This window comes from Granulibacter bethesdensis, assembly GCF_001889525.1.
GTDB lineage: Bacteria > Pseudomonadota > Alphaproteobacteria > Acetobacterales > Acetobacteraceae > Granulibacter > Granulibacter bethesdensis_C.
The window spans coordinates 2426725-2448293 of record NZ_CP018192.1 but is presented as its reverse complement, the minus strand read 5'-3'; the positions used below and the strand labels follow the sequence as shown (position 1 = coordinate 2448293).

20 protein-coding genes are annotated in these 21569 nt (G+C 58.4%); 14 read left to right on the top strand and 6 right to left on the bottom strand.

Features of this window, described 5'->3' with window-relative positions:
• Positions 1 to 64 precede the first annotated feature (64 nt).
• The 5 genes from fabD (at position 65) to mltG (ending at position 4950) form a co-directional block, all read left to right on the top strand.
• Positions 65 to 1027: an ACP S-malonyltransferase gene (gene fabD, locus GbCGDNIH6_RS11000; protein ID WP_072563947.1), complete on the top strand. Its 963-nt coding sequence runs from the start codon at positions 65 to 67 to the stop codon at positions 1025 to 1027.
• A 101-nt stretch (positions 1028 to 1128) separates the two neighbouring features.
• Entirely contained in the window at positions 1129 to 1866 is a 738-nt protein-coding gene (gene fabG, locus GbCGDNIH6_RS10995) for a 3-oxoacyl-[acyl-carrier-protein] reductase (RefSeq protein WP_072563945.1), read from the top strand.
• A gap of 238 nt (positions 1867 to 2104) precedes the next feature.
• Positions 2105 to 2344 carry an acyl carrier protein gene (locus tag GbCGDNIH6_RS10990; RefSeq protein WP_011632909.1) on the top strand — a complete coding sequence of 80 codons (240 nt, stop codon included), beginning with the start codon at positions 2105 to 2107 and terminating at the stop codon, positions 2342 to 2344.
• Between the two features lie 58 nt (positions 2345 to 2402).
• Complete coding sequence (gene fabF, locus GbCGDNIH6_RS10985; RefSeq protein ID WP_072563943.1) at positions 2403 to 3698, top strand: beta-ketoacyl-ACP synthase II; 1296 nt, start codon at positions 2403 to 2405, stop codon at positions 3696 to 3698.
• Entirely contained in the window at positions 3661 to 4950 is a 1290-nt protein-coding gene (gene mltG, locus GbCGDNIH6_RS10980) for an endolytic transglycosylase MltG (protein WP_081370114.1), read from the top strand. The genes fabF and mltG overlap by 38 nt, the downstream gene beginning before the upstream one ends.
• A 12-nt stretch (positions 4951 to 4962) precedes the next feature.
• Here mltG and GbCGDNIH6_RS10975 read toward each other — a convergent pair whose 3' ends face one another.
• Positions 4963 to 5802 (bottom strand): SDR family NAD(P)-dependent oxidoreductase, encoded by an 840-nt coding sequence (locus GbCGDNIH6_RS10975; protein WP_081370113.1) that lies wholly within the window; start codon positions 5800 to 5802, stop codon positions 4963 to 4965.
• A gap of 135 nt (positions 5803 to 5937) precedes the next feature.
• Here GbCGDNIH6_RS10975 and gmk point away from each other — a divergent pair, with 135 nt between their 5' ends.
• Together gmk and GbCGDNIH6_RS10965 are read left to right on the top strand one after the other, a co-directional pair.
• Positions 5938 to 6579, top strand: a complete 642-nt coding sequence (gene gmk / locus GbCGDNIH6_RS10970) for a guanylate kinase (protein WP_011632905.1) — start codon at positions 5938 to 5940, stop codon at positions 6577 to 6579.
• Between the two features lie 13 nt (positions 6580 to 6592).
• Positions 6593 to 7045 (top strand): GNAT family N-acetyltransferase, encoded by a 453-nt coding sequence (locus GbCGDNIH6_RS10965; protein WP_072564559.1) that lies wholly within the window; start codon positions 6593 to 6595, stop codon positions 7043 to 7045.
• 121 nt (positions 7046 to 7166) lie between these two features.
• Here GbCGDNIH6_RS10965 and GbCGDNIH6_RS10960 read toward each other — a convergent pair whose 3' ends face one another.
• From GbCGDNIH6_RS10960 to GbCGDNIH6_RS10945, 4 genes are all read right to left on the bottom strand, one after another.
• Positions 7167 to 7745 (bottom strand): hypothetical protein, encoded by a 579-nt coding sequence (locus tag GbCGDNIH6_RS10960; RefSeq protein ID WP_157692426.1) that lies wholly within the window; start codon positions 7743 to 7745, stop codon positions 7167 to 7169.
• Positions 7746 to 7853: 108 nt separating this feature from the next.
• A complete protein-coding gene (locus GbCGDNIH6_RS12515) occupies positions 7854 to 10034 on the bottom strand; it encodes a beta strand repeat-containing protein (protein WP_157692425.1) in 2181 nt (726 codons plus the stop codon).
• 154 nt (positions 10035 to 10188) lie between these two features.
• Positions 10189 to 10638 carry a DNA polymerase III subunit chi gene (locus GbCGDNIH6_RS10950; RefSeq protein ID WP_072563938.1) on the bottom strand — a complete coding sequence of 150 codons (450 nt, stop codon included), beginning with the start codon at positions 10636 to 10638 and terminating at the stop codon, positions 10189 to 10191.
• Positions 10638 to 12107: a leucyl aminopeptidase gene (locus GbCGDNIH6_RS10945; protein ID WP_072564558.1), complete on the bottom strand. Its 1470-nt coding sequence runs from the start codon at positions 12105 to 12107 to the stop codon at positions 10638 to 10640. Before GbCGDNIH6_RS10945 ends, GbCGDNIH6_RS10950 begins: the two co-directional genes overlap by 1 nt.
• Positions 12108 to 12347: 240 nt before the next feature.
• On the opposite strand from GbCGDNIH6_RS10945, the gene cysQ reads away from it, so the two are divergent.
• From cysQ to rsmA, 7 genes are all read left to right on the top strand, one after another.
• The gene (cysQ, locus tag GbCGDNIH6_RS10940) at positions 12348 to 13112 is read left to right on the top strand and encodes a 3'(2'),5'-bisphosphate nucleotidase CysQ (protein ID WP_072563936.1); all 765 of its coding nucleotides are present in this window, start codon (positions 12348 to 12350) and stop codon (positions 13110 to 13112) included.
• Positions 13105 to 14130, top strand: coding sequence for an L-threonylcarbamoyladenylate synthase (locus GbCGDNIH6_RS10935; RefSeq protein WP_072563933.1), 1026 nt, complete (start codon positions 13105 to 13107; stop codon positions 14128 to 14130). Before cysQ ends, GbCGDNIH6_RS10935 begins: the two co-directional genes overlap by 8 nt.
• Positions 14131 to 14216: 86 nt before the next feature.
• Entirely contained in the window at positions 14217 to 15380 is a 1164-nt protein-coding gene (gene lptF, locus GbCGDNIH6_RS10930; protein WP_232449818.1) for an LPS export ABC transporter permease LptF, read from the top strand.
• Positions 15381 to 16493, top strand: coding sequence for an LPS export ABC transporter permease LptG (gene lptG / locus GbCGDNIH6_RS10925; protein WP_072563931.1), 1113 nt, complete (start codon positions 15381 to 15383; stop codon positions 16491 to 16493).
• 69 nt (positions 16494 to 16562) lie between these two features.
• On the top strand, positions 16563 to 19013 hold the full coding sequence (locus GbCGDNIH6_RS10920; RefSeq protein WP_198355761.1) for an LPS-assembly protein LptD: 2451 nt from the start codon (positions 16563 to 16565) through the stop codon (positions 19011 to 19013).
• Positions 19014 to 19068: 55 nt separating this feature from the next.
• Positions 19069 to 20400, top strand: a complete 1332-nt coding sequence (locus GbCGDNIH6_RS10915) for a peptidylprolyl isomerase (RefSeq protein ID WP_232449816.1) — start codon at positions 19069 to 19071, stop codon at positions 20398 to 20400.
• Positions 20393 to 21253, top strand: a complete 861-nt coding sequence (gene rsmA, locus GbCGDNIH6_RS10910) for a 16S rRNA (adenine(1518)-N(6)/adenine(1519)-N(6))-dimethyltransferase RsmA (RefSeq protein ID WP_072563925.1) — start codon at positions 20393 to 20395, stop codon at positions 21251 to 21253. The genes GbCGDNIH6_RS10915 and rsmA overlap by 8 nt, the downstream gene beginning before the upstream one ends.
• Before the next feature lie 59 nt (positions 21254 to 21312).
• On the opposite strand, the gene GbCGDNIH6_RS10905 is transcribed toward rsmA, so the two are convergent.
• On the bottom strand, positions 21313 to 21549 hold the full coding sequence (locus GbCGDNIH6_RS10905) for a DUF1127 domain-containing protein (protein ID WP_025287491.1): 237 nt from the start codon (positions 21547 to 21549) through the stop codon (positions 21313 to 21315).
• Between the last annotated feature and the right edge of the window lie 20 nt (positions 21550 to 21569).

Here is a 21569-nt window from a genome sequence, read left to right as displayed (position 1 = left end):
ATTGACTTATCGGCGTGTGAAAGTTACGCGGCGTTCCTCCAACAGTTCGGAATGATTGCGTCGAATGACCGTTCGCGCCTTTTTGTTTCCAGGTCAGGGCAGCCAGTTCGTCGGCATGGGCCGCGATCTGGCCGATGCGTTCTCCATCGCTCGTGAAGTGTTCGAGGAGGTGGATGACACGCTGGATCAGAAACTGTCCCGCCTGATGTTCGATGGTCCTGCCGAGGATCTGACCCTCACTGAAAACACCCAACCCGCCCTGATGGCTATGTCGATGGCCGTACTGCGCGTGCTGGAAAAGGAAGGCGGCTTCATCCTGCCTGCCAGGGCTGCGGTGGTGGCCGGGCATTCTCTGGGTGAATACTCCGCCCTGTGTGCCGCCAATGCGCTGTCCGTGGCTGAAGCGGCGTTGCTTCTGCGGGTGCGCGGTCAGGCGATGCAGAATGCGGTACCGCCCGGGGAGGGCGGCATGGCGGCGTTGATCGGTGTCGATATGGATCAGGCGGCCTCAATCTGTGAGGAAGCCGCCAGCGATCCCGAGACAGGTCGACAGGAGATGATCCAGCCCGCCAACGATAATGGCGGCGGCCAGGTCGTGATTTCAGGTCATCGCGGTGCGATTGACCGGGCGATCGAAGTGGCCCGTGCGCGGGGGGTGAAGCGGGCTGTGCTGCTGCCGGTCTCTGCTCCGTTCCATTCGGCGTTGATGGCGCCGGCTGCGGATGTGATGGCGCAGGCTCTGGCGGAGCATCCGTTGCATGCGCCGTTGGTGCCGGTGATCGCCAATGTCACGGCGGCCAAGGCCACGGACCCTGCGGAACTGCGCGATCTGCTGGTGCGGCAGGTGACCGGCACCGTGCGATGGCGGGAATGCGTGGCAACGATGCTGGAACTCGGCGTCGATACGTTTGTCGAGCTTGGCGCAGGCAAGGTTCTGGGTGGTCTGGTCAGACGGATTGCGCCGGATGCGACGACCCTGTCTGCCGGAACCCCGGCAGAGATCGAGGCGCTGCTGAAGACGTTTTGACGGGCCAAACTGGTGACGGGGCCAAACTGGTTGCGGGCGGAATCCCCGGCGGGGGCCGGTTCCGTACCGGACAACGCATAAAGAGATGAGGGGAAACGCCGATGTTCCGGCTGGATGGTAAAGTGGCTCTGGTAACCGGGGCTTCTGGCGGGATCGGAGCTGCCATCGCCCGTGCCCTGCATGCGCAGGGTGCGAGCGTGGTTCTGTCCGGCACACGCCGCCCTGCTCTCGAGTCGCTGGCGGACTCTCTGGGCGAGCGCGCTTATATCGTGACTGCCGATCTGTCCGATCCCGCAGCGGCGGAAGGGCTGGTTGCAGCGGCGGAGGAAGCGGCCGGCCCGCTTCACATTCTGGTCAATAACGCAGGTCTGACCCGCGATATGCTGGCCCTGCGTATGAAGGATGAGGACTGGCAGACGGTTCTGGATGTCGATCTCACCGCGCCTTTCCGTCTGGCACGGGCTGCGCTGAAGGGGATGCTGCGCCGCCGGGCCGGCCGGATCATCCAGATTTCCTCGGTTGTCGGTGCAACCGGCAATGCGGGACAGTCGAATTATGCGGCAGCAAAGGCAGGGCTGGTGGGTATGAGCAAGGCTCTGGCCCAGGAAGTCGGTTCACGCGGCGTCACGGTGAATGTCGTGGCCCCCGGTTTTGTGGAAACCGCGATGACCGATGTTCTTCCCGAAACCAGCCGTGAAAAGCTGTTGCACTCTATTCCTCTGGGCCGCATGGGGCAGCCGGAGGATATCGCATCGTCCGTGGTCTATCTGGCCTCTGACGAAGCCGGATGGGTCACCGGTGCCACACTGCATGTAAATGGCGGTATGGCGATGATCTGAACTATGGCAGGATGGTGGCGGTGTGCGAAAAACCATGCTATCGCGCAGCCGTCAGCCTGATGGCCGGAATGTTCCGGCCTTTGGGTCATCGTCCATCAGGCCTCGTTCTGCCCGGTTTCGGGCAGGATTCGAAAAAGGCCGGGTGGCGAAACATCTTTGGGGATAATGTCCGGTGGACCAGACAGGGAAGCCGGATCAGGCCACAGCAAGCATGCTGCAAGCAGGAGATAGAGATCCGATGAGCGAAGTCGCCGACAAGGTGAAGAAGATCGTCGTCGAGCACCTGGGCGTCGAGGAGTCCAAGGTGACCCCCGAAGCGTCGTTCATCGACGATCTGGGTGCCGACAGCCTCGATACGGTCGAGCTGGTGATGGCGTTCGAAGAAGCGTTCGGGGTGGAAATCCCGGAAGACGCGGCTGAGAAGATCAGCACCGTCAAGGACGCGGTCGAATATATCGAAAAGCAGAAGGCGGCCTGAGGCTTCGGCCCGGCCCTCTTTTCCAAGTTTGACGCACAAGACACCAGGATCGAGCGGGATGAGCATTTCCGACTCTGCTAACAGCCGTGGACGCCGTGTCGTCGTTACCGGCATGGGGATTGTCAGCCCACTCGGGCTTGGTGTCGAACACGTCTGGAAGCGCCTGATTGCCGGGGAATCCGGCATCGGCGCAATCCAGTCTTTCGATGCATCGGCGCTGCCCGCTCGCATCGCGGGGGAGGTGCCTGTCGGTACCAAAGCCGAAGGCAGCCTGGATCTGGCCGAATGGATTCCGGTCAAGGATCAGAAGAAGATGGATCGCTTCATCCATCTGGGCCTGGTCGCCGCCACGCAGGCGGTCGAGGATTCCGGCTGGATGCCCGGCGAGGACGATCAGGAAGGCCGTGAACGTACCGGCGTGATGATCGGTTCCGGTATCGGTGGCCTTCAGACAATTTACGAGACCTCCGTCAAGATTTATGAAGGCAAGGCGGCGCGTATCTCGCCCTTCTTCATTCCTGCCGCGCTGATCAATCTCGCCTCGGGCCATCTGTCGATCAAATATGGTTTCAAGGGACCGAATCATTCCGCCGTCACGGCCTGCGCCACCGGTGTTCATGCCATTGGCGATGCTGCCCGGCTGATTGCCATCGGGGATGCCGATGTGATGGTTGCGGGTGGTGCGGAAGCGGCGGTGTGTGAACTCGGCATAGCCGGGTTCTGTGCCTCCCGCGCGCTCTCCACCGGCTTCAACGAAACCCCGACCGAGGCATCCCGCCCGTGGGACAAGGACCGTGACGGCTTTGTCATGGGGGAAGGCTCCGGCGTGCTGGTGCTCGAGGAATATGAACACGCGAAAAAGCGCGGCGCGAAAATCTATGCGGAAGTGTCCGGCTATGGCCTGTCGGGTGATGCGCATCACATCACAGCCCCGGCAGAGGGCCATGATGGCGCATTCCGGGCGATGAAGGCCGCGTTCCGCAATGGCGGCATGACGCCTGCCGATATTCAGTACGTCAATGCGCATGGCACCTCCACACCATTGGGCGATGACCTGGAACTGGATGCGGTCGAGCGTTTCTTCGGGGATGCGGCGCGTACAGTGGCCATGTCCTCCACCAAATCCGCCACCGGGCATCTGCTGGGTGCAGCAGGCGCGATTGAGGCCGTGTTCTCCATCCTCGCCATCCGGGATGGCGTGGTGCCGCCGACCCTCAATCTGCACACGCCAAGCCGCGAAAGCGTGATCGATCGTGTGGCCCTTGAGGCCCAGCGCCGTCCTGTGAAAGCTGCGCTCTCCAACAGTTTCGGTTTCGGTGGAACCAACGCCAGCATCATCTTCCGCGCCGTCTGATCATAAGCCGCTCTCCGCAGGCGATGGTGCCCGCGCGCAGAACGGAGACGATCAGGCTGTACGCCGCCACGGCCTGGTGCGGCCTTCCGCCGATACGGAGGCCGCTTCCACGCATGGTGGGGCTGGAGATGACACCAATGACCCTGTCATGGATGAAGCCTCACCCCAACCGGTGAGCGGTGAGGCACGTTCAAAATCGGACGGGGATGATACATCCGCAGCTGGCGCTCCATCTCCGCCTGACCAGGCAATGCCGCCTTCTCCTCTTGCAAAGCACCGTCACTGGCGGTGGTGGTTGGGGGGCGGTGTGGCGGCTTTTCTTGCTGTTCTGGGTGGGATTGCCGGTTATGGTTGGCTGACGGCCTATGCTGATGGCCCTTCCGAAGCCCGTACCATCGTTATCGTCCCGCGTGGTGGTCTGGTTCATGTGACGCAGGCACTGCATCAGGCGGGTATCATCGACTCTCCTCTGTTGTTCCGTGCCACGGTCGAGATCACGCGGTGGCAGGGGGCTGGTACCTTGCACGCGGCGGAGTTCGAATTTCCGGCTCACGCCTCGGTGATGACCGTGCTGCATATCCTGCGTACGGCACGGCCTGTGCAGCATACGATTACGTTGCCTGAAGGCATTACCGCATTCCGGGTGGCCGAGATTCTGTCCCGTGATCCCGTGCTGACCGGCGATACGCCGGTACCGCCGGAGGGAAGCCTTCTGCCGCAGACCTACGCTTTCGAACGGGGGGCCACACGTCAGCAGATCGTGGAGCGGGCGACCGAGGCCAGCCGTCACTGGCTTGAGAAAGCATGGCAGGGACGGGATCGCTCCATCGGTTTGACCAGTCCGGAGCAAGCGGTGATTCTGGCCAGTATCGTGGAACGGGAAACGGCCCGTCCCCAGGAACGCCCGCATGTGGCGGCGGTTTTTCTCAACCGTTTGAAACATGGGATGCGGCTTCAGGCGGACAGCACGCTGGTCTATGCCGCCAGCGGTGGCAGCGGTCAGCTGGAGCGGTCTTTGTCCCATGCCGATCTGGCTTTTGACGAGCCATACAACACCTACCGCATCCATGGTCTGCCGCCCGGCCCGATTGGCAATCCCGGGCAGGCGGCGCTGGAAGCCGTGCTCCATCCGCTGCACAGTGACGATCTCTATTTCGTTGCCGATGGAAATGGAGGGCACAATTTCGCACGCGATCTCGGCCAGCATGAGGCCAATGTGCGCAAATGGCGGGACGGCAAAAAAAGCCGCTGACCCTGAGGGGTTCTATTGAGGCATCAGCCGTGCCGTGAGCGCGGGGGGCAGCAGGGCGGTCAGACGTGCCATGGCTGCCATCTGCCATGGGAAGGCGTAGCGTATTTTCCCCTGTGCAATCGCAAAAAGGATCCGGGACGCTCCTTCCTCGGGCTCCATCAGAAACGGCATCCGGAAGCGGTTTTTATCGGTCATCGGGGTGCGGATAAATCCCGGACAGATGGCGCTGAGCCTGATCCCGTCTTTCCACGCACGGGAGGCGGCGGCGGTGGCCCAACTTTGTGCAGCGGCCTTGCTGGCGGAATAGCTGGGCGCATAGGGAAGGGGTGCCAGCCCGGCGATGGAGGCGATCACCGCGATCCGGCCACGTAGAGCGCCATCAATGGCGGCCTGCCCCTGCATCAGGGTCATGGCGGGCAGGACGCTGTTCAGCATGCCGGTGACATTGGTTTCGAACACAGCGCGGGTGATGGTGGGTGTTTCCAGACCGCTCCCTGTTGCCGCTCCGCTCATGGCGGGGGAGATGCCTGCATTGGCGATCAGCGTTCCCAACCGGTCTCCACGGGCAGCTATGCTCTCGATCCAGCCAGCCATGGCGGCTTCATCCCGGACATCGGCATTGAAGCAGTGCACTTGCGCCCCCTGATCACGGCATTGCTGAGCGGTTGCCTCCAGCCTCTGTGGATCCCGCCCGTTCAGATACAGGCGCGCGCCGGGAAAGGCGCAGAGAATGGCGAGTGCCGTGCCGATCCCGCTGGAGGCGCCGGTGATAACAATAGCCCCTTCCTGAGCCAGATGATGGGCGGCGATCTGCCCCTTTTGACGTATTCTCTGTTTGTCACGCTGGCCCATTGCCTGCCCCCGCTGGTATACGGCGCGCGAGGGGAGACGAACTCAGATGGTGCCCAGCCCGACCGTACGAATCGATTTCAGCCAGACTATACCCCGTCAAACCATTTGCCATGCCGCCTTGCGGGGGCAGGGGGCATGATGCGTCCACTGCCTGAAACGGGGCGCAGGGGGCTGTGTCTGGTGGTGGCGGCACCTTCCGGAGCGGGCAAAAGCTCCATCACCCGTGCTCTGCTGGCGGAAGATCCCGGTCTGCGTCTTTCTGTCAGCGTGACAACCCGGGCTCCCCGTGCCGGAGAACAGGAGGGCGTGCATTACTATTTCCGCACGCAGGAAGAGTTCGATGCGATGGCCGCAGAGGGCCAGCTGCTGGAATATGCGCGTGTGTTCGGGCGCAGCTATGGCACGCCGCGCGGTCCGGTGCAGAAGGCCCTGTCGGAGGGCAGCGATGTCCTGTTCGATGTGGACTGGCAGGGCTATCACCAGCTCCGCTCCGCATTACCGGGCGATGTGGTGGGTATTTTCGTGCTGCCACCCTCGCTGGACGACCTCGCCAGCCGGCTGGAGGGGCGGGGCGATGCGCCGGATATCATCGCCCAGCGTATGGCTGCGGCACGGGATGAGATTGCCCATGTAGGAGAGTTCCCCTATGTCGTGGTGAACACCCATCTGCCGGAGGCGATTGATCAGGTGCGGACCATTCTCCATGCGGCCCGCACGGAGACGAAACGGCAGGGCTGGCTGCGTCACTGGCTGGGTGGCCTCGGCCTGTCGGAATGAAAATGAGAATGCCATGACTGACAGCACGGGGCGTCTGATTGTCCCGGTGACCGATCTGCCGGAGGAACAGGCCGCTTCATGGCTGGATGCTGCCGAGACGGTGCATCGTCAGCTACGCCCTGCGATTCCCGATCCTTATGTGGGGCATATGCGGGCAATGATCGCGCAGGGCGCAGAGATGGCCATCCTGGTGGAAGGCGGTATCGTCAGGGCGGTGACGGTGTACCGGTGTTACCTGACCACCTATCGCGGTTTTCGGTTTTACGTGGATGATCTGGTGACGGATGAAGCCAGCCGCTCCTGTGGCCATGGTGAGGCCTTGCTCGACTGGTTACGGCAGCGGGCGCGGCAGAGGGGTTGTCAGGCACTCGATCTCGATTCCGGTGTGCAGCGTATCCGGGCACACCGTTTTTATTTCCGGGAAGGCATGTCGATCACAGCGTACAGTTTTACCGGGACGCTGTGAGAGAGGGTTAAAGTGTTTTTATCCTTGATTTGAAATCTACGTGCATCCCGGCCTGCTTTGCATCATGGGGATGCACATGATTCGGTCATGCGCGAAAGCTTATCGGGCGTAAGATAAGAGCCTAGTCGGGTGTTTTACCTTTCACTTGGGGTGGCAGTGGTTGAACGCCATTTTTGAAAGCCGCTTCAATCATGGAGCGAGGAATACGGACTATGTTTGATTTTCCAGAAAATGGCATGGTGTAGACTATGATATAAAAGCAAACATCGCGAGCATCTTTTCTTAAATCATATAATTTTTTAAAATCATCATCAGGTTTATTTTTTAAATAAAAAGATAAATCAATAAAAAATAAATATTTATAAATATTCTTTGAATAAAGAAACGAATTTTCTCGAATCGGAGTGATTTTATAGTTGCTTGAATAAGAAAGAATTTCATTTCCATAAATTTGATCGCAAAATTTTACTATCGTTCCATCTGATGTATTTTGATTCATATTATATTTTGTAGTAAATTCAGCCATTAATGCAGTATTTCCAATTAAATCACGGACTTCTTTGGGAACGCTTTGAAATGGTGGAAAATTACTTCTATCAACAATTGTAACAGATGATAGTGTCACATCACTGGGGGCATGCGCACATGCCGATATAAACAGAAGCAAGAGGCTGCTTATTATCATTTTTAGGGTATTCATATGCTGCATTCTCAAGAAAAATTTAAAAGATTTTGGATCAAGGGAACAGCAATAGATCCATGGTCAAGATTAATAGGTATAACAGAGGTAGCATGTCCTAAGGGTTCGTTATTCCAAGCCCCCCCCTACGCCTGCAATAACGTTTGGTATATTAATGCCACTATTTGATGAATTGAAATCATACCATTTTTGAGAATTTTCGGTAATTTTTGTAAAATCTGGTGTGTAATACCCTACAGGATCAATAGTAACGAGAGTATTGACGTGTATTCCACTTGCCACGACAGAGGCTGCGGTCGATCCACCGTAACTGTGTGCTATGATTGTTGCAGTTCCACCAGAATTTTTGGCCCAAGCTGCCAGTTCTAGACTTTGATCCCAAGTAAAATACTTTACATCTGCATTCGGGTGATAATGTTGATAATGATCTTCATATCCTTTTATAAGACCAGAAATACTAGAATCCCCAGCTCCTCCAACAAAAGGAATATGCTCTGGCCTACCCAACATGCCGGGGGTAATCTGAGCGACCTGAAGCGCATATTGCGATGCTGCCCGATAGTTAGCGTAATTATTGGCCATGTTTGTTAGAACAAGGGATAAGCTCTGGACCAGACCGGTGGTGATTTCCCCATTTGCAAACGCTGTTGAAAGACTTGTCCCTGCTGATAACATATTCAGGCCGGACGCTATCTTTGCATAAAATGCCTGGGAACTGGCGTCGGAAGATGCAAGGCTTGTCCCGCTTGCGATGGTAGCGGCGGACATCAGAATGCTGCCCAGTGTCCCGCCTGCATCACCGTTTTCAGCCCCCTGAACAGCACCATACACGCCACCAACCGCCTGCGAGGCCGTATAAATAACATTCGATGCCCCTTTGAAGGTTTCGGAGGAAATGCCCGTTGCGCTTCCTAACCCGTCAGCATATGCCCCGAGGCCACCCGCTGCGGCTGTGGCGAGATTAAGAAACCCCCCTAAAACATTCCCATTCGAAAATTCTTTCCCCGCCTCTGCAAGGTCAACCGCAATAGCGGCGGGCATAACAACTGGAAAAGCAATGGCTGCAATATTAATGGCAGCAACACCTACTAATTCCACAATGTCCCATGCATTAGTACCAATATCATGAAATTTATTACCCGCCCCAATCATGCTGAGGTCCGGGTTCGCATAGACGGTGACATCTGTTACATGGTCACCAACCTTGATGCGGGTCGTCAAATCTGTCCGGTTCGCCGGATCCTGAGCGGCTATGCGAAGTGCAAGCTGCGCCGCTGTATTCCATAGCAGTGCCTGCTGGTCATTGCCTTTTGCGGTATCAGCTGAAGCATTATTTGCGTCACTATTCTGAATATTTACTGTTGTATTGCTGCCTGTTAGAAGATTGCTGTTGCCAGTTATATTCAGCGTATCTCCTGATGAAGCAGTAATATTGTTATTGTTTCCTGAAATATTTGTAGAATTTGAACTCCCACTTTGTATAGTGTTATTATTCCCTGATATATTAGTGGTATCGCCTGACCCTGTTGAAATGCTGGCATTGGTTGCAGAGATATTTCCGCTGCTATTATTGCCTACAAGGATTGAAACATTTGCCGAGGCAGAAGCAGAAAAATTGTTTCCAATTAAATTTACTGTACTTCCTGAGCCAATTGTGTTCAGATGGCTTCCATCTCCAGAGAGGACAAGTTGGTTGTCTGTCCCTGCTGTAACAGTGTTATTGTTGCCCCATATGCCAGCAATGCTGGAGTTCTTGAGATAAATATTTTCATTGTTTCCGGCTACAGAAACAGTATCTTTATTTCCACCAACAACAGTTTCATTATCGCCCCATATTCTGGATGTTGATGAATCCCCTAATTGAATAGTGTTTTTATTGCCGGAAATATCTACAGAACTGCCTGATCCAGCTGAAATATTATCATTATTTCCATATATGGAACCGTGGCTGTTATTATCCACAAGGATAGAAACAAGCGAAGATGCGTTTGCGTGGAAATTATCACCAGAAATATTAACAGTGCTAATTGGTCCAACAGAATCTAGATTATTGTTTTTTCCAGAAAGAACAATTTTTTCATTTTTTCCACTAGAAACAGAATTATTGTCACCCCAAATACCTGCTGTATTAGAATTTCCTAAATAAATATTTTCATTGCTACCAGATATGGATATGTTATCAAAACTTCCAGAAGATTGCCTGAACCATACACAATGTACGATTGGCTGTTTCCAAAGTGGAATGTGGTATTGTTTGCATATATAACTTGAGGATTTGACATATTTCATTCTACTGAAGGATTTTTCATTGCAGTTTAGCAATGAAAAATCCTAAAGAAACAAACAAAATTTCAACGGATTTTTTACCTATAAAAGCTATTTCGGCCGGGAAATGTAACAGTATCGTGGCCAGCGCTGAACGAAAAAAGAGCTGAGGTGCGCCTTACCGTTTCTTCTCCCACCCCCGTGGCCCCTGCTGCCAGTAGGTGAGGATGTGGCCAGCGCTTTGCGCCTGTTTCCAGCGCAGGCGAGCGGCTGCGACGGCGTCTTCGTTGCTTCCGTCGAACAGATCGAACACACGGGTATAATCGTGCAGTCGCTCGCTGGTAGTGCCGTCGATCAGGAACAGGAAGTGGGCGCCGTTGGGGGCGGCTTCATCCTGTGCAGTCAGCCAGATCGGCTGAAGGGCTGCATCGCCGCTGCGGGCGGTGCCGTGGGGAAGCCAGTCCGGATTAGGGCAGAGCCAGAGCGTGGTGTCCAATGCTGCCACCCGCTCCGGCCCGCCGCACAGCACCATGGCTCTCTCGCCTGCTGCCAGAGTGCGGCCCAATAGTTGCGGCAGGGCCTGTTCAGGCCCTGTCCGCGTCAGGTGATAGAAGCCGATTTCCGTCATTAGCCTTCGTAATACTCGGCGACCAGACGGTCGAGCAGGCGCACGCCATAGCCGGCAGCGCCTTTTTCCGCGAGGCTGGTATCGTGAGTCAGCCATGCCATCCCGGCGATGTCCAGATGCGCCCATGGCTTGCCGTTGACGAAGCGTTGCAGGAACTGGGCGGCGGTGATGGAGCCTGCCGGACGACCCCCCACATTCTTCACATCGGCGATGTCGGAGCGGATCTGACGGTCATAAGCGGGATGCATCGGCATCCGCCACACTTTCTCACCGGTTGCTCCACCGGCTTTGGCGATCTGCTCGGCCAGTGCGTCATCATTGCTGAACAGCCCGGCATATTCATGGCCGAGACCGATAATGATCGCGCCGGTCAGCGTGGCGAGGTCGATCATTACCCGCGGATCGTATTTCTGCTGGGCGTACCACAGCACATCCGCCAGTACGAGGCGGCCTTCCGCATCGGTGTTGATAACCTCGATGGTCTGGCCGGAATAGCTGGTGACTACATCGCCCGGACGCTGCGCGGTGCCGGAGGGCATGTTTTCCACCAGCCCGATAATCCCGATCGCATTGACCTTCGCCTTGCGGGCAGCGAGGGCGGCCATCAGCCCGGTCACAGTCCCGGCCCCGCCCATATCCCATTTCATGTCTTCCATACCGGCGGCTGGCTTGATGCTGATCCCGCCCGTATCGAAGGTAACGCCCTTGCCGATGAAACAGACCGGCTTTTCCTTGCTACGGGTCCCGGCCCCATTCCAATGCATTGTCACCACACGGGCTTCGCGTTCGCTGCCCTGAGCAACACCGAGCAGGGCGCCGAAGCCGAGTTTGGCCAGTTCCTTCGGTCCAAGGATTTCGACTTTCAGACCGAGTGTAGTCAGCTTGCGGCAGCGCTCCGCGAATTCCGCCGGATAGAGCACGTTGGCGGGTTCGCTCACCAGATCGCGGGTCAGGAACACGCCTTCGGCAATGGCGCGCAGCGGGGCCAGAGCGGCGCGGGTGCTGGCAGGATCGGTGGTCAGAACGGTCAGTTTGGTCAGTGTCGGCTTGGCATCCGCTTTTTCATCAGTTCGATAGCGATCGAAGCGGTAGGACCGCAACGTGGCCCCATGCGCGATGAACGCAATCTGTTCTTTGGAGAGGGTGGGGGCGGCAATGGCGGCCGTGTTTTCCTTCGCAATGGCGGGCCATGCGGCGCCACCGGCTTCTTCCAGAGATGTCTGGGTCGGTACATCCTTGCCCAGACCGATCAGCACAATGCGGGACAGGCCGGCGCCGGGGGCAAGCAGATTGAGGCTTTTGCCATGCTCTGCCTTGAAACTGGCGATAGAGATTGCGCGGGTAATGGCCCCGCCCGTAGCCTTGTCCGCTGCTTCGACAAGTCCCGATGGTGTTTCATCGGGTGCAAGAAACAGAACCAGTGCCCCGTTTTTGGGCAGGGCAGCTTTGGCAAAAGCGATATCGAGCATGCAGGCTCCCACAGACTTGGATCGGGACGGGAACGCCGTTCCGGAACGGATAAGCAGTCAGATGGCTCTGACGCTAAAGCAGATTGGCTGCGGATGAAAACGGCCTGCACCGCGGGGCCGTCATGCCCTGTTGATGAGAGACGGGATACCATCGGATCGAAAGGGCAAGAGGGAGAAAGTTATTCCACCACTTTTACTCTGGCGCTTTTACTCTGGTGCGATACACCGCATGATAAGCGCATGAATGACATTGAAGCACTGGCCCTGGCGGCTGAACTGGCACAGCAGGCGGCCTCGATTATCATGACGATCCGCTCCCGCGGGTTCGACGTGATCCATAAATCAGATCACAGCCCGGTCACCGAGGCCGATCATGCAGCGGAAAAGGCGATCCTTGCCGGGCTGCGAGCCGCCACGCCCCAATGGCCGGTGGTGGCGGAGGAAGAGGTCGCAGCGGGTCTGATGACCGCCCCCGCCGATACGTTCTGGCTGGTCGATCCGCTGGATGGCACCCGGGAATTTACCGCCGGAACAAGGGATTTCACGGTTAATGTCGGCCTGATCCGTCATGGCCGACCCGTTCTGGGAGCCGTGGCGCTGCCTGCTTACGGGGAGCTGTTTCTGGGCATTTCCGGACAGGGCGCATGGAAGCGGGATGCTGATGGTGAAAGGCCGATCCATGTTCGCACACCACCGGCGGAAGGGCTGACCGTCATGGCTTCCCGCCATTATGCCGACGATCCGCGTCTGGCCGAGTTCCTTGGTCAGCGCAAGGTTGCAGCCCTCAGTAATATCGGCTCGGCGGCCAAATTCTGCCGTCTGGCGGAAGGCGAGGCTGATCTGTATCCGCGTCTGGGCCGCACGATGGAATGGGATACGGCCGCACCGCAGGCGGTTCTGGAGGCTGCCGGAGGGTCGGTTCTCACTTTTGATGGCCAGATGCTCGGCTATGGCAAGCCGGGATGGGAAAATCCGCATTTCATCTGTACTGGCGCGCATGGCTGACACTTTGCCCTTCACCACCGCCTTGCTGACAGAGCCTGAGGAGGCGGGCAGACTGTTGCGTCAGGGGGCGCTGGTGGCGTTTCCGACCGAAACGGTCTGGGGTCTGGGGGCTGATGCGACCTGTGCCGATGCCGTGGCGCGGATTTTTGCCGCCAAGGATCGGCCGCGTTTCAATCCGCTGATCTGCCACCTGCCGCATGCGGAATCCGCTTTTACCCATGGTATCGCAGATGACAGGGCGTGGGCCTTGGCGGCTGCATTCTGGCCGGGGCCGCTTACCATGGTGTTGCGACGGAAGCCGGACAGCCCTGTGAGCCTGCTGGCCAGTGCCGGGCAGGAGACGCTGGCATTGCGTGTGCCCGGTCTCGATCTGGCCCGCCGGATGCTGGTGGCGGCAGGGTGCCCGGTGGCAGCGCCGTCCGCGAACCGGTCGGGACGGGTTTCTCCCACCAGCCGTGATCATGTCATGGAGGGGCTGGCCGGGCGTATCGACGCCGTACTGGAAGGGCCGGATTGCATGGTGGGGGTTGAGTCGACCGTGATTGATCTCAGCGGTCCTTCAGCACTGCTGTTGCGTCCGGGCGGGGTGTCCCGCGATGCATTGCGGGAGGTGATCGGGGATGTGACGGTTATGTCCGCTCCGGAAGGAGGGCCGGAAGGAAGCAAAGGACAAGTGTTGCTCTCTCCCGGTATGATGCGTTCTCATTATGCGCCTTCCCTGGCCGTGCGGCTTGATGCGGTGTCGGTTGCCGCTGATGAGGCGTTGCTGGCTTTTGGGCCGCCTTTGCCCGGGGCGGGGCTGGTGTGGAATCTGAGCGCGGCCGGAGATGTGATCGAGGGTGCGACGCGCCTGTTTTCAGGATTGAGAACCCTGGATACCGAGGGGAAGCGAAGGGGTCTGCGCGGGATCGCCTGTATGCGTGTGCCGATGCAAGGGTTGGGTGAGGCCATCAATGACCGTCTGGCCCGTGCGGCGGCCCCGCGTGAGATGCCATCCGATGCGGCGCGGGAGCCATAAGACGGTCTGATGAAGGTGCTCTTCGTCGCTTGTGCTGTCGCATTCCTGTGGTTGCTTTCCTTTCGTTCCTGTCCCAGACAATGCCCATGAGCCTGAGACTGACGACACTCGACCGATATGTGATGCGCCAGTTGCTGGTTGCGCTGGTCGCCTGCACCTGCGGGCTGGTGGCGCTGATCTGGCTGACCCAGTCGCTGCGTTTCATCGAACTTGTGGTCAATCGCGGCCTGTCCGTTTTTGTGTTCCTGAAACTGACCGGTCTGCTGATCCCCAGCTTTGTGGCGGTGATCATTCCCATCACGACTTATGTTGTGGTCCAGTTTGTGTATCAGCGTCTGGCAGGGGATCGGGAATTGACGGTCATGCGGGCGGCCGGGCTGTCCAGCTGGGTCATGGCGCGTCCGGCGCTGCTGGTGGCACTGCTGACCATGCTGCTGTCCTTCGTCCTGAATCTGTGGATCGTGCCGGCGGCTTTCAGCGCCTTCCGGGAGTATCAGTGGGAAATCCGCAACAAGATGGCGGCTTTCCTGTTGCAGGATGGCGTGTTTACACCGATTTCCGATGACATGATCGTCTACATACGTAAACGCGATGCGGACGGGACATTGCATGGCATCCTGATTGATGATGCCCGCAAGGCCGACAGCCATGCGACGATCATCGCCCAGCGTGGACGGATGGAGCAGGGTCATAATGGTGCGCCTCAGGTCGTGCTGGAAAGCGGTAGCCGGCAGGAGCTGGACCGCCATACGGGTCGGCTGAATATTCTGACTTTCAACGAGAACACGATCAGCCTCGAACAATCCGGCAAGGATGAACAGCGGTCGCGCGATGCCAATGAAATGTCGCTGACCGAGCTTTTGCATCCCGATCCTTCACAGGTGATGGTGCGGGATATTCCAAAGCTGAGGGTGGAGGCGCACAGGCGTCTGTCTGGTCCGCTCAATGTGCTGTCTTTTGCGGTGGTGGCGCTGGTTTCGGTGTTGAACGGCGCTTTTCGTCGACATGGTGGTCTGCTGCGTCCGGGTGTGGCGGCGCTGGTGGTGGTGGCTCTGCTGGCTGTTGGACTGGCCGTGGCGAATGCGGCGGCAAAACTGCCGCAACTGATTCCCCTGATCTGGATTGCAGCTATTGCGCCCGGTATGGCCGGTGCCTGGATCATGTTCCGGCCGGAATGGCGCGGGAGGACATCTTCCAGAGAGACTGGTCATAACAGGTTTGCCAGTATTCCTCCGTCAGGGGCGCGTTAAATGATCCGCGCCTTGACCCTTTCTTCCTATATCACCCGGGTTTTTCTGGCCGCAGCGCTGGTTGTTCTCGTTGCCCTTACTCTGCTGGTCGGGTTGTTCGATTTCATTGAATTGTTACGTCGGGCGGCCACGAAGCCTGATGTCTCATTTGGGCTCGTTTCGACCATCGCGGCCTTGCGGCTGCCATGGATGAGCATCACCATCCTGCCGTTCGCGGTTTTGTTGGGGGGGATTGGTGCATTCTGGCGACTCACCCGTTCCTCGGAACTGGTTGTGGCCCGGGCTGCGGGCATCTCCGCCTGGCAGTTTCTGGCGCTGCCGGTCGGGGCCGCTGCCCTGCTGGGGGTGCTGGCCATGACGGTGATCAGTCCGCTCTCATCGGTCATGCTGTCGCGGGCAGAGCAGCTCGACAATACCTATCTGCGTACCAGTGGCGGCCCGATGCGGCTGGCGGGCGGCCAGCTCTGGCTGCGTCAGTCCGATCCGGGGCTGGACCCGCACGGTGTGTCGATCATCCATGCGATGCAGGTGGCGGCGCATAAAAACAGTCTGCAAGCCTCTTCGATCAGTGTTTTCCGGCTGGATTCTGAGGATCGCCTGGTCCAGAGGATCGAGGCGGCAACAGCCAGACTAGTCTCCGGCCAATGGGTTTTGGACAATGCCAGAGTCTTGCGTCCCAGCCATCTGCCGGACCCGCCGCATACTGTGGAGATCCCGACCGATCTGACCGTGCGGCGTATTCAGGAAAGCTTTGCCTCCCCCGATACGCTGTCATTCTGGAGCCTGCCGGATTTCATCCGTCTGCTGGACCGGTCGGGGTTTTCATCGTTGCGGCATCGTCTGCGCTTTCAGTCTCTGCTGGCCCTTCCTTTGTTATGTGCCACCATGGCGCTGGTGGCGGCGGGGTTTTCCATGCGACCTTCCCGTCGGGGCGGGGTGGCCAGAATGATTGGCAGTGGCGTGGCGGCCGGATTTTGTCTGTTCGTCATCTCCAAAGTGGCAGAGGAATTCGGACAGTCCGGCACTGTGCCAGTGGTGCTGGCGGCATGGGCGCCTTCAGTCGCCGGGTTGATGCTGGCAGTGGCGCTGCTGCTGCATCTGGAAGACGGCTGATATGCTGACAGATCGTGCGCGGACAGGCTAAGGACACGCATGCACATGAAACGAAACGGTATCGGAAGAATGAAGACGCGGTTGGTCCTGCAAGGGCTGACGGCTTCTGTTCATGATCACCACCTATCATTGTTTCTGGGTGTGATGTCAGTGTGCATGCTGGCCGGAGGGGCTTCGGCCTTTGCCCAGGTCAGTTCCCTGCAGGCGAATGACAGCCTGTTCAATCAGTTCAACCAGACATCCTCCCCCGGTGCCAGCGGTTCCTCGGCGCTGGAGCCTGCCATGGTGGGCAGCGATCCGAACGGAGCCTCCGCCCCTCCGCCCGTGGCGGCCCCCTCACCACACAACAAAGGCTCTACGGTCAGTGGCCAGACGCCGGTCACCTTCACCGCCGATCATCTGACATATGACCGTGATGGCTCGCTGGTCAGTGCGGAGGGGCATGTAGAAGCGTGGCAGGGCGACCATGTACTGCGCGCCGACAAGGTCACGTATGATCGTAACACCAATGTTGCCGCCGCATCTGGCAATGTGGTGCTGCTGGAGCCGGATGGCGAGGTTCTGTTCAGCGATTACGCCGAACTCAGCCAGGGCATGAAAGACGGCGTAATGAAAAACATGCGCGCCCTGCTGAAATTCAATGGTCGTTTGGTTGCCAACGGCATGCGTCGTACCGATGGCAAGGTCAATGACATGAGTCGGGTGCTCTACACGACCTGTAACCTGTGTCTGGACGACCCGAAAAAGCCGCCTTTCTGGCAGATCCGCGCCTTTACCGGCACACAGGATCTGGAGGAGAAAAAAATCGAATATCAGGATGCGGTGATGGAGATTTACGGCATTCCGGTGCTGTACCTCCCTTACATGTCGCATCCTGATCCTTCGGTGAGGCGCAAGAGCGGCTTCATGGTGCCCGGGATTGGCCAGTCCGGCTATCTGGGTGTTTTTGCCAGGGTTCCGTACTATCTGGTGATCGACGACTCATCCGATGTCACTCTGACCGCGACCCTGCCCTCGCAGACCGGACCGCAATTGCAGGCCTATTACCGGAAGAAGTTCAATAGCGGGGACATGCAGATCAATGTGGCGGCCGCCTATGTGGCGTCGTCCAGCCGCACCGACAGTAACGCCTATTACGACCCGATCCGACCCGGTTTTCAGGGATTGATCTTCGCGAAGGGCGAATTCGTCTATGACGATACATGGCGTTACGGCTTCAATCTGAACAATGCGACCTCGGCTGCCTATCTGCGCGATTATCATATTTCCGGCGTCGGCACGAACGTCCTGTCGAACAATATCTATCTGGAGGGCTTCGGTCAGGGTTCCTATACTCGCCTGAATGCGATGTCCTATCAGGGGATCAGTGGCTCCTTCGCCAATTCGACGGTTCCTTACGTCCTGCCGCATTATATCTATGAATATGCGGGGCAGCCGGATTCACTGGGAGGACATTTTTCGCTCAGGACCGATGATTTCAGTGTCCTGCGCGAGCAGGGCGTTTCGGATCAGAGAGCTTCGCTCAGCCTCAACTGGGACCGGCCTGCCATCGGGCGCTTCGGCGATCTGTGGAAATTCACGCTGCATGGCGATACGGTCGCCTATAATGCGACGGGGCTGAACCAGCAGCCGGTCTATGCACCCTATACCAGCACAACCGATGCGCGTGCTCTGCCACAGGCGGCGGTCGAGGTCAGGCTTCCATTGGCCCGCAGTGCGGGACAGTGGGGCACACAGGTGGTCGAGCCGATCGCCCAGCTGATCGTCGCCCCCAATACAGGGGGAGGCGGGTATCGCTATTTCCCTAATGAAGACAGTCTGGTGACGCAGTTTACAGATGCCAATCTGTTTTCGCTCAATCGTTTCAATGGCCTTGACCGTATGGAAGGCGGCATCCGCGCCAATGTCGGTCTTCATGCCTCCTGGAAATACAAGACCACCATGCTGGATGGGTTGGTTGGCCAGTCCTATCGGACCCATCGGGATGATACATTCATGCCGGGGCTGGGTCTGTCCGACCGTGCCTCGGATATTGTCGGGCGGGTCAGCCTGAGCGGCATCGGATATGATCTGACCACACGGGGCCGTTTCGATCACAAGAGCGGTCGGATCCATTACGGGGAGGCCGTGGCATCCTTTGGACCATCATGGCTGCGCGCCAGTGTGGGATATCTGTATACGGCCGAGAATAATTTTTACGATCTGACCTATGCGCCCGGTACGGTGCTGCCTGCCTCTACGCCCGTCTATCAGCTGGTCACGACACCGCGTAACGAAGCCATGCTCGGCCTGTCGACGCATTATGAGCACTGGCGCTTCAGCGCCTATGCGCGTCGCAATCTGGAAGCCGAGCAGATGGTGGCGCTGGGTGGCGACATTGCTTACGAGAATGAGTGCTTCATTTTGGCGATGCGTTTGTACAAACGCTATACCTCGATCCTGAACGATACCGGGAACGAGACCATCATGTTCTCTCTGACGTTTAAAACGCTGGGATCGTTTGGCTTCCGGGCTTTCTAAGCGGGCTGCTGCTGGCTATCAGAGATATCAGGATCAGGACAGGACGCTTACCCTCATGGCTGTTGACCGTTTCCGCGCCCTTTTTCTTGTCGGTATGGCATTGTTTTCCGCCCATCCGGCCTTGGCTGCATCCCATGGGGAGAGTGCCACTGGCAAGGCAAAGGCACCGGCTTCTTCGCCTGATGAGACCAGTATCGTCGCGGTCGTGAATGGCGATGTCATCAGCAAGGGCGATGTGGATGCGCGTCGGCGGCTGTTTGCCATGTCCACAGGCCTGCCAATGTCAAAGGAGGTGCTGGATCGTCTGACTCCGCAGGTCCTGCGCCAGTTGGTGGACGAGAAATTGCGGCTCCAGGAAATCCAGCGTCGCGGTATCGTTATTACCGACAGCGATATTGCCCACTCCATTCAGGGGATGGAGCAGCGGAACGGCATGCAGCCGGATGCGCTGCGCCACAAACTGGCTGCGGATGGGGTCAGCATGCGTACGCTGATCGACCAGATTCGTGTTCAGCTGGGCTGGACCCGTGTGCTGCGTCAGCAGCTGGGGGAGCGTGTCAGGATCAGTGACAAGGAAATCCAGGACGAGGAAGAACTGCTGGCATCCCAGAAAGGCCAGACGGAATATCGCGTTTCGGAAATTTTCATCCCCGTTGATGATCCCTCCCGTGCGCAGGCGGCCCATGATTTTGCCGATACGGTCATCCAGCAGCTACGCAGCGGAGCGCCTTTTCCCGTTGTCGCCGCCCAGTTCAGCCAGAGTCAGACCGCGCTTGAAGGCGGTGATCTGGGATGGGTGCAGCCCAATCAGCTTGATCCGCAGGTTGTGTCGGTGCTGAAGGAAATGCCTCCCGGGGCGATCAGCAACCCGATCGATGTGGCGGGGGGGATCGAGATCGTGGCCCTGCGCGGCAAGCGGATCATCGGTAATGATCAGGGGACTGCCTTATCGATCCGACAGGTTTTCTATCCGTTTACGACCCCGCTCAATCCGGCAGCGCCCACCGATCAGCAGCGGAAAACGCTGGAGCATGCGAAGGCCGCTGCCGCCGGTATGCATGATTGTGCCGCAGTCGAGGCCGCCAGCAAGGCGATGGGAGGATCGCGGCCCTCCGATCCCGGTGAGCTGCGTCTGGAAAGCATTAATCCGCCGCAGTTTCGTGCCCTTCTGGCTTCGCTGCCGGTGGGTCAGCCGAGCCAGCCGATCGTCTCTCAGGACGGTATTGCCATCATGATGGTGTGCAGCCGGACCCAGAAGAATTTCGGTCTGCCGGCCAAGGAAGATATTTCCAATCAGATTCTGGGCGAACGTGTTGAAACCGCTAGCCGTCAGCTTCAGCGTGAGCTGCGCCGTCGCGCCCTGATCGATATGCGGGGCCATGACTGAGGCGGCTGTCGGGACAGTGCCTGCCTCCCCTCCGGCGCTTCCGCCCTTACGCGACGTTATTGCCCGCCATGGGCTGGAAGCGCGCAAGGCGTTGGGTCAGCATTTTCTGCTCGATCCGCATCTGATGGCGCGAATCGTGCGGGAAGCCGGCCCGATGCAGGGCCGTACAGCGATCGAGATCGGGCCGGGGCCGGGCGGCCTGACCCGTGCCTTGCTTGAGACCGCGGCAGAGCGGGTGGTGGCGATTGAACTCGATCATCGGGCAATCCCGGCGCTGGAGGAGCTTGCCGGTTTCTATCCGGATCGTCTGACGGTGCTGGAAGCGGATGCGATGCGGGTCGATCTTGGCACGCTGACCACGGGGCCGAGACGTATTGTCGCCAACCTGCCTTACAATGTCGGCACGCCCCTTCTGGTTGGCTGGTTGCGTCAGGCGGCGCTGTTCGAGAGCATGACCCTGATGTTCCAGCAGGAAGTGGCGGAACGAATCTGTGCTGCACCGGGCAGCGATGCTTACGGTCGTCTGGGGGTGTTGGCCCAGTGGACCTGCCGGGTGGAAATGCTGATGTCGGTGCCGCCCGGAGCCTTTCATCCGCCTCCGAAAGTGTATTCCGCTGTGGCAGCGCTGTGGCCGCGTGAGGAACAACCATCCCCGGCTTTGTTCACGGCGATGGAGCGGGTCACGGCGGCTGCATTCGGTCAGCGGCGCAAAATGCTGCGCGGTGCCCTCAAATCACTGGGGGGCGAAGGGTTGCTGTCCCGTGCGGGCATTGCCGGTGATCGTCGGGCGGAGACCTTGACGATCGAGGAATTTGACCGTCTGGCACGCACCAGCCTCGGCGGCGACCAATAAAAAAGCGCGATCCCGAAAGGATCGCGCCCATTTCTATCCGATCAGGTCGGCGGAAGGAATCAGTCGAACAGACCGGTGCGCTCGATGCGCAGCTGACCACGATGCAGACCCAGATCGTCCAGTTCCTGATCCGTGCGGGCTGCCAGAATGCGGGCTGTACAACGCCGGGCGCGCTCGTTCTGCAGGCGCTGGTGAACAGCCTTCAACTGCTGGCGCACGGAGCCATGGACGGCAACGATTTGTGCGGGCAGGCTGCGGGAGGAAAGCAAACCCTGATTGAAGGTCGTGGTGGTCATGTGATCGGTTCCCTGAGGCA

Bases quoted from the DNA above. Each gene is read 5' to 3' on its own strand.
- GbCGDNIH6_RS10950 (WP_072563938.1), bottom strand. From the start codon at position 10,638: ATGACGGAAATCGGCTTCTATCACCTGACGCGGACAGGGCCTGAACAG.
- GbCGDNIH6_RS10915 (WP_232449816.1), top strand. From the start codon at position 19,069: ATGGCTGTTGACCGTTTCCGCGCCCTTTTTCTTGTCGGTATGGCATTG.
- cysQ (WP_072563936.1), top strand. From the start codon at position 12,348: ATGAATGACATTGAAGCACTGGCCCTGGCGGCTGAACTGGCACAGCAG.
- gmk (WP_011632905.1), top strand. From the start codon at position 5,938: ATGATGCGTCCACTGCCTGAAACGGGGCGCAGGGGGCTGTGTCTGGTG.
- GbCGDNIH6_RS10960 (WP_157692426.1), bottom strand. From the start codon at position 7,745: ATGAATACCCTAAAAATGATAATAAGCAGCCTCTTGCTTCTGTTTATA.
- GbCGDNIH6_RS10990 (WP_011632909.1), top strand. From the start codon at position 2,105: ATGAGCGAAGTCGCCGACAAGGTGAAGAAGATCGTCGTCGAGCACCTG.
- lptF (WP_232449818.1), top strand. From the start codon at position 14,217: ATGAGCCTGAGACTGACGACACTCGACCGATATGTGATGCGCCAGTTG.
- fabG (WP_072563945.1), top strand. From the start codon at position 1,129: ATGTTCCGGCTGGATGGTAAAGTGGCTCTGGTAACCGGGGCTTCTGGC.
- GbCGDNIH6_RS10965 (WP_072564559.1), top strand. From the start codon at position 6,593: ATGACTGACAGCACGGGGCGTCTGATTGTCCCGGTGACCGATCTGCCG.
- GbCGDNIH6_RS12515 (WP_157692425.1), bottom strand. From the start codon at position 10,034: ATGAAATATGTCAAATCCTCAAGTTATATATGCAAACAATACCACATT.
- GbCGDNIH6_RS10945 (WP_072564558.1), bottom strand. From the start codon at position 12,107: ATGCTCGATATCGCTTTTGCCAAAGCTGCCCTGCCCAAAAACGGGGCA.
- GbCGDNIH6_RS10935 (WP_072563933.1), top strand. From the start codon at position 13,105: ATGGCTGACACTTTGCCCTTCACCACCGCCTTGCTGACAGAGCCTGAG.
- GbCGDNIH6_RS10905 (WP_025287491.1), bottom strand. From the start codon at position 21,549: ATGACCACCACGACCTTCAATCAGGGTTTGCTTTCCTCCCGCAGCCTG.
- fabD (WP_072563947.1), top strand. From the start codon at position 65: ATGACCGTTCGCGCCTTTTTGTTTCCAGGTCAGGGCAGCCAGTTCGTC.
- rsmA (WP_072563925.1), top strand. From the start codon at position 20,393: ATGACTGAGGCGGCTGTCGGGACAGTGCCTGCCTCCCCTCCGGCGCTT.
- GbCGDNIH6_RS10920 (WP_198355761.1), top strand. From the start codon at position 16,563: ATGAAGACGCGGTTGGTCCTGCAAGGGCTGACGGCTTCTGTTCATGAT.
- fabF (WP_072563943.1), top strand. From the start codon at position 2,403: ATGAGCATTTCCGACTCTGCTAACAGCCGTGGACGCCGTGTCGTCGTT.
- GbCGDNIH6_RS10975 (WP_081370113.1), bottom strand. From the start codon at position 5,802: ATGGGCCAGCGTGACAAACAGAGAATACGTCAAAAGGGGCAGATCGCC.
- lptG (WP_072563931.1), top strand. From the start codon at position 15,381: ATGATCCGCGCCTTGACCCTTTCTTCCTATATCACCCGGGTTTTTCTG.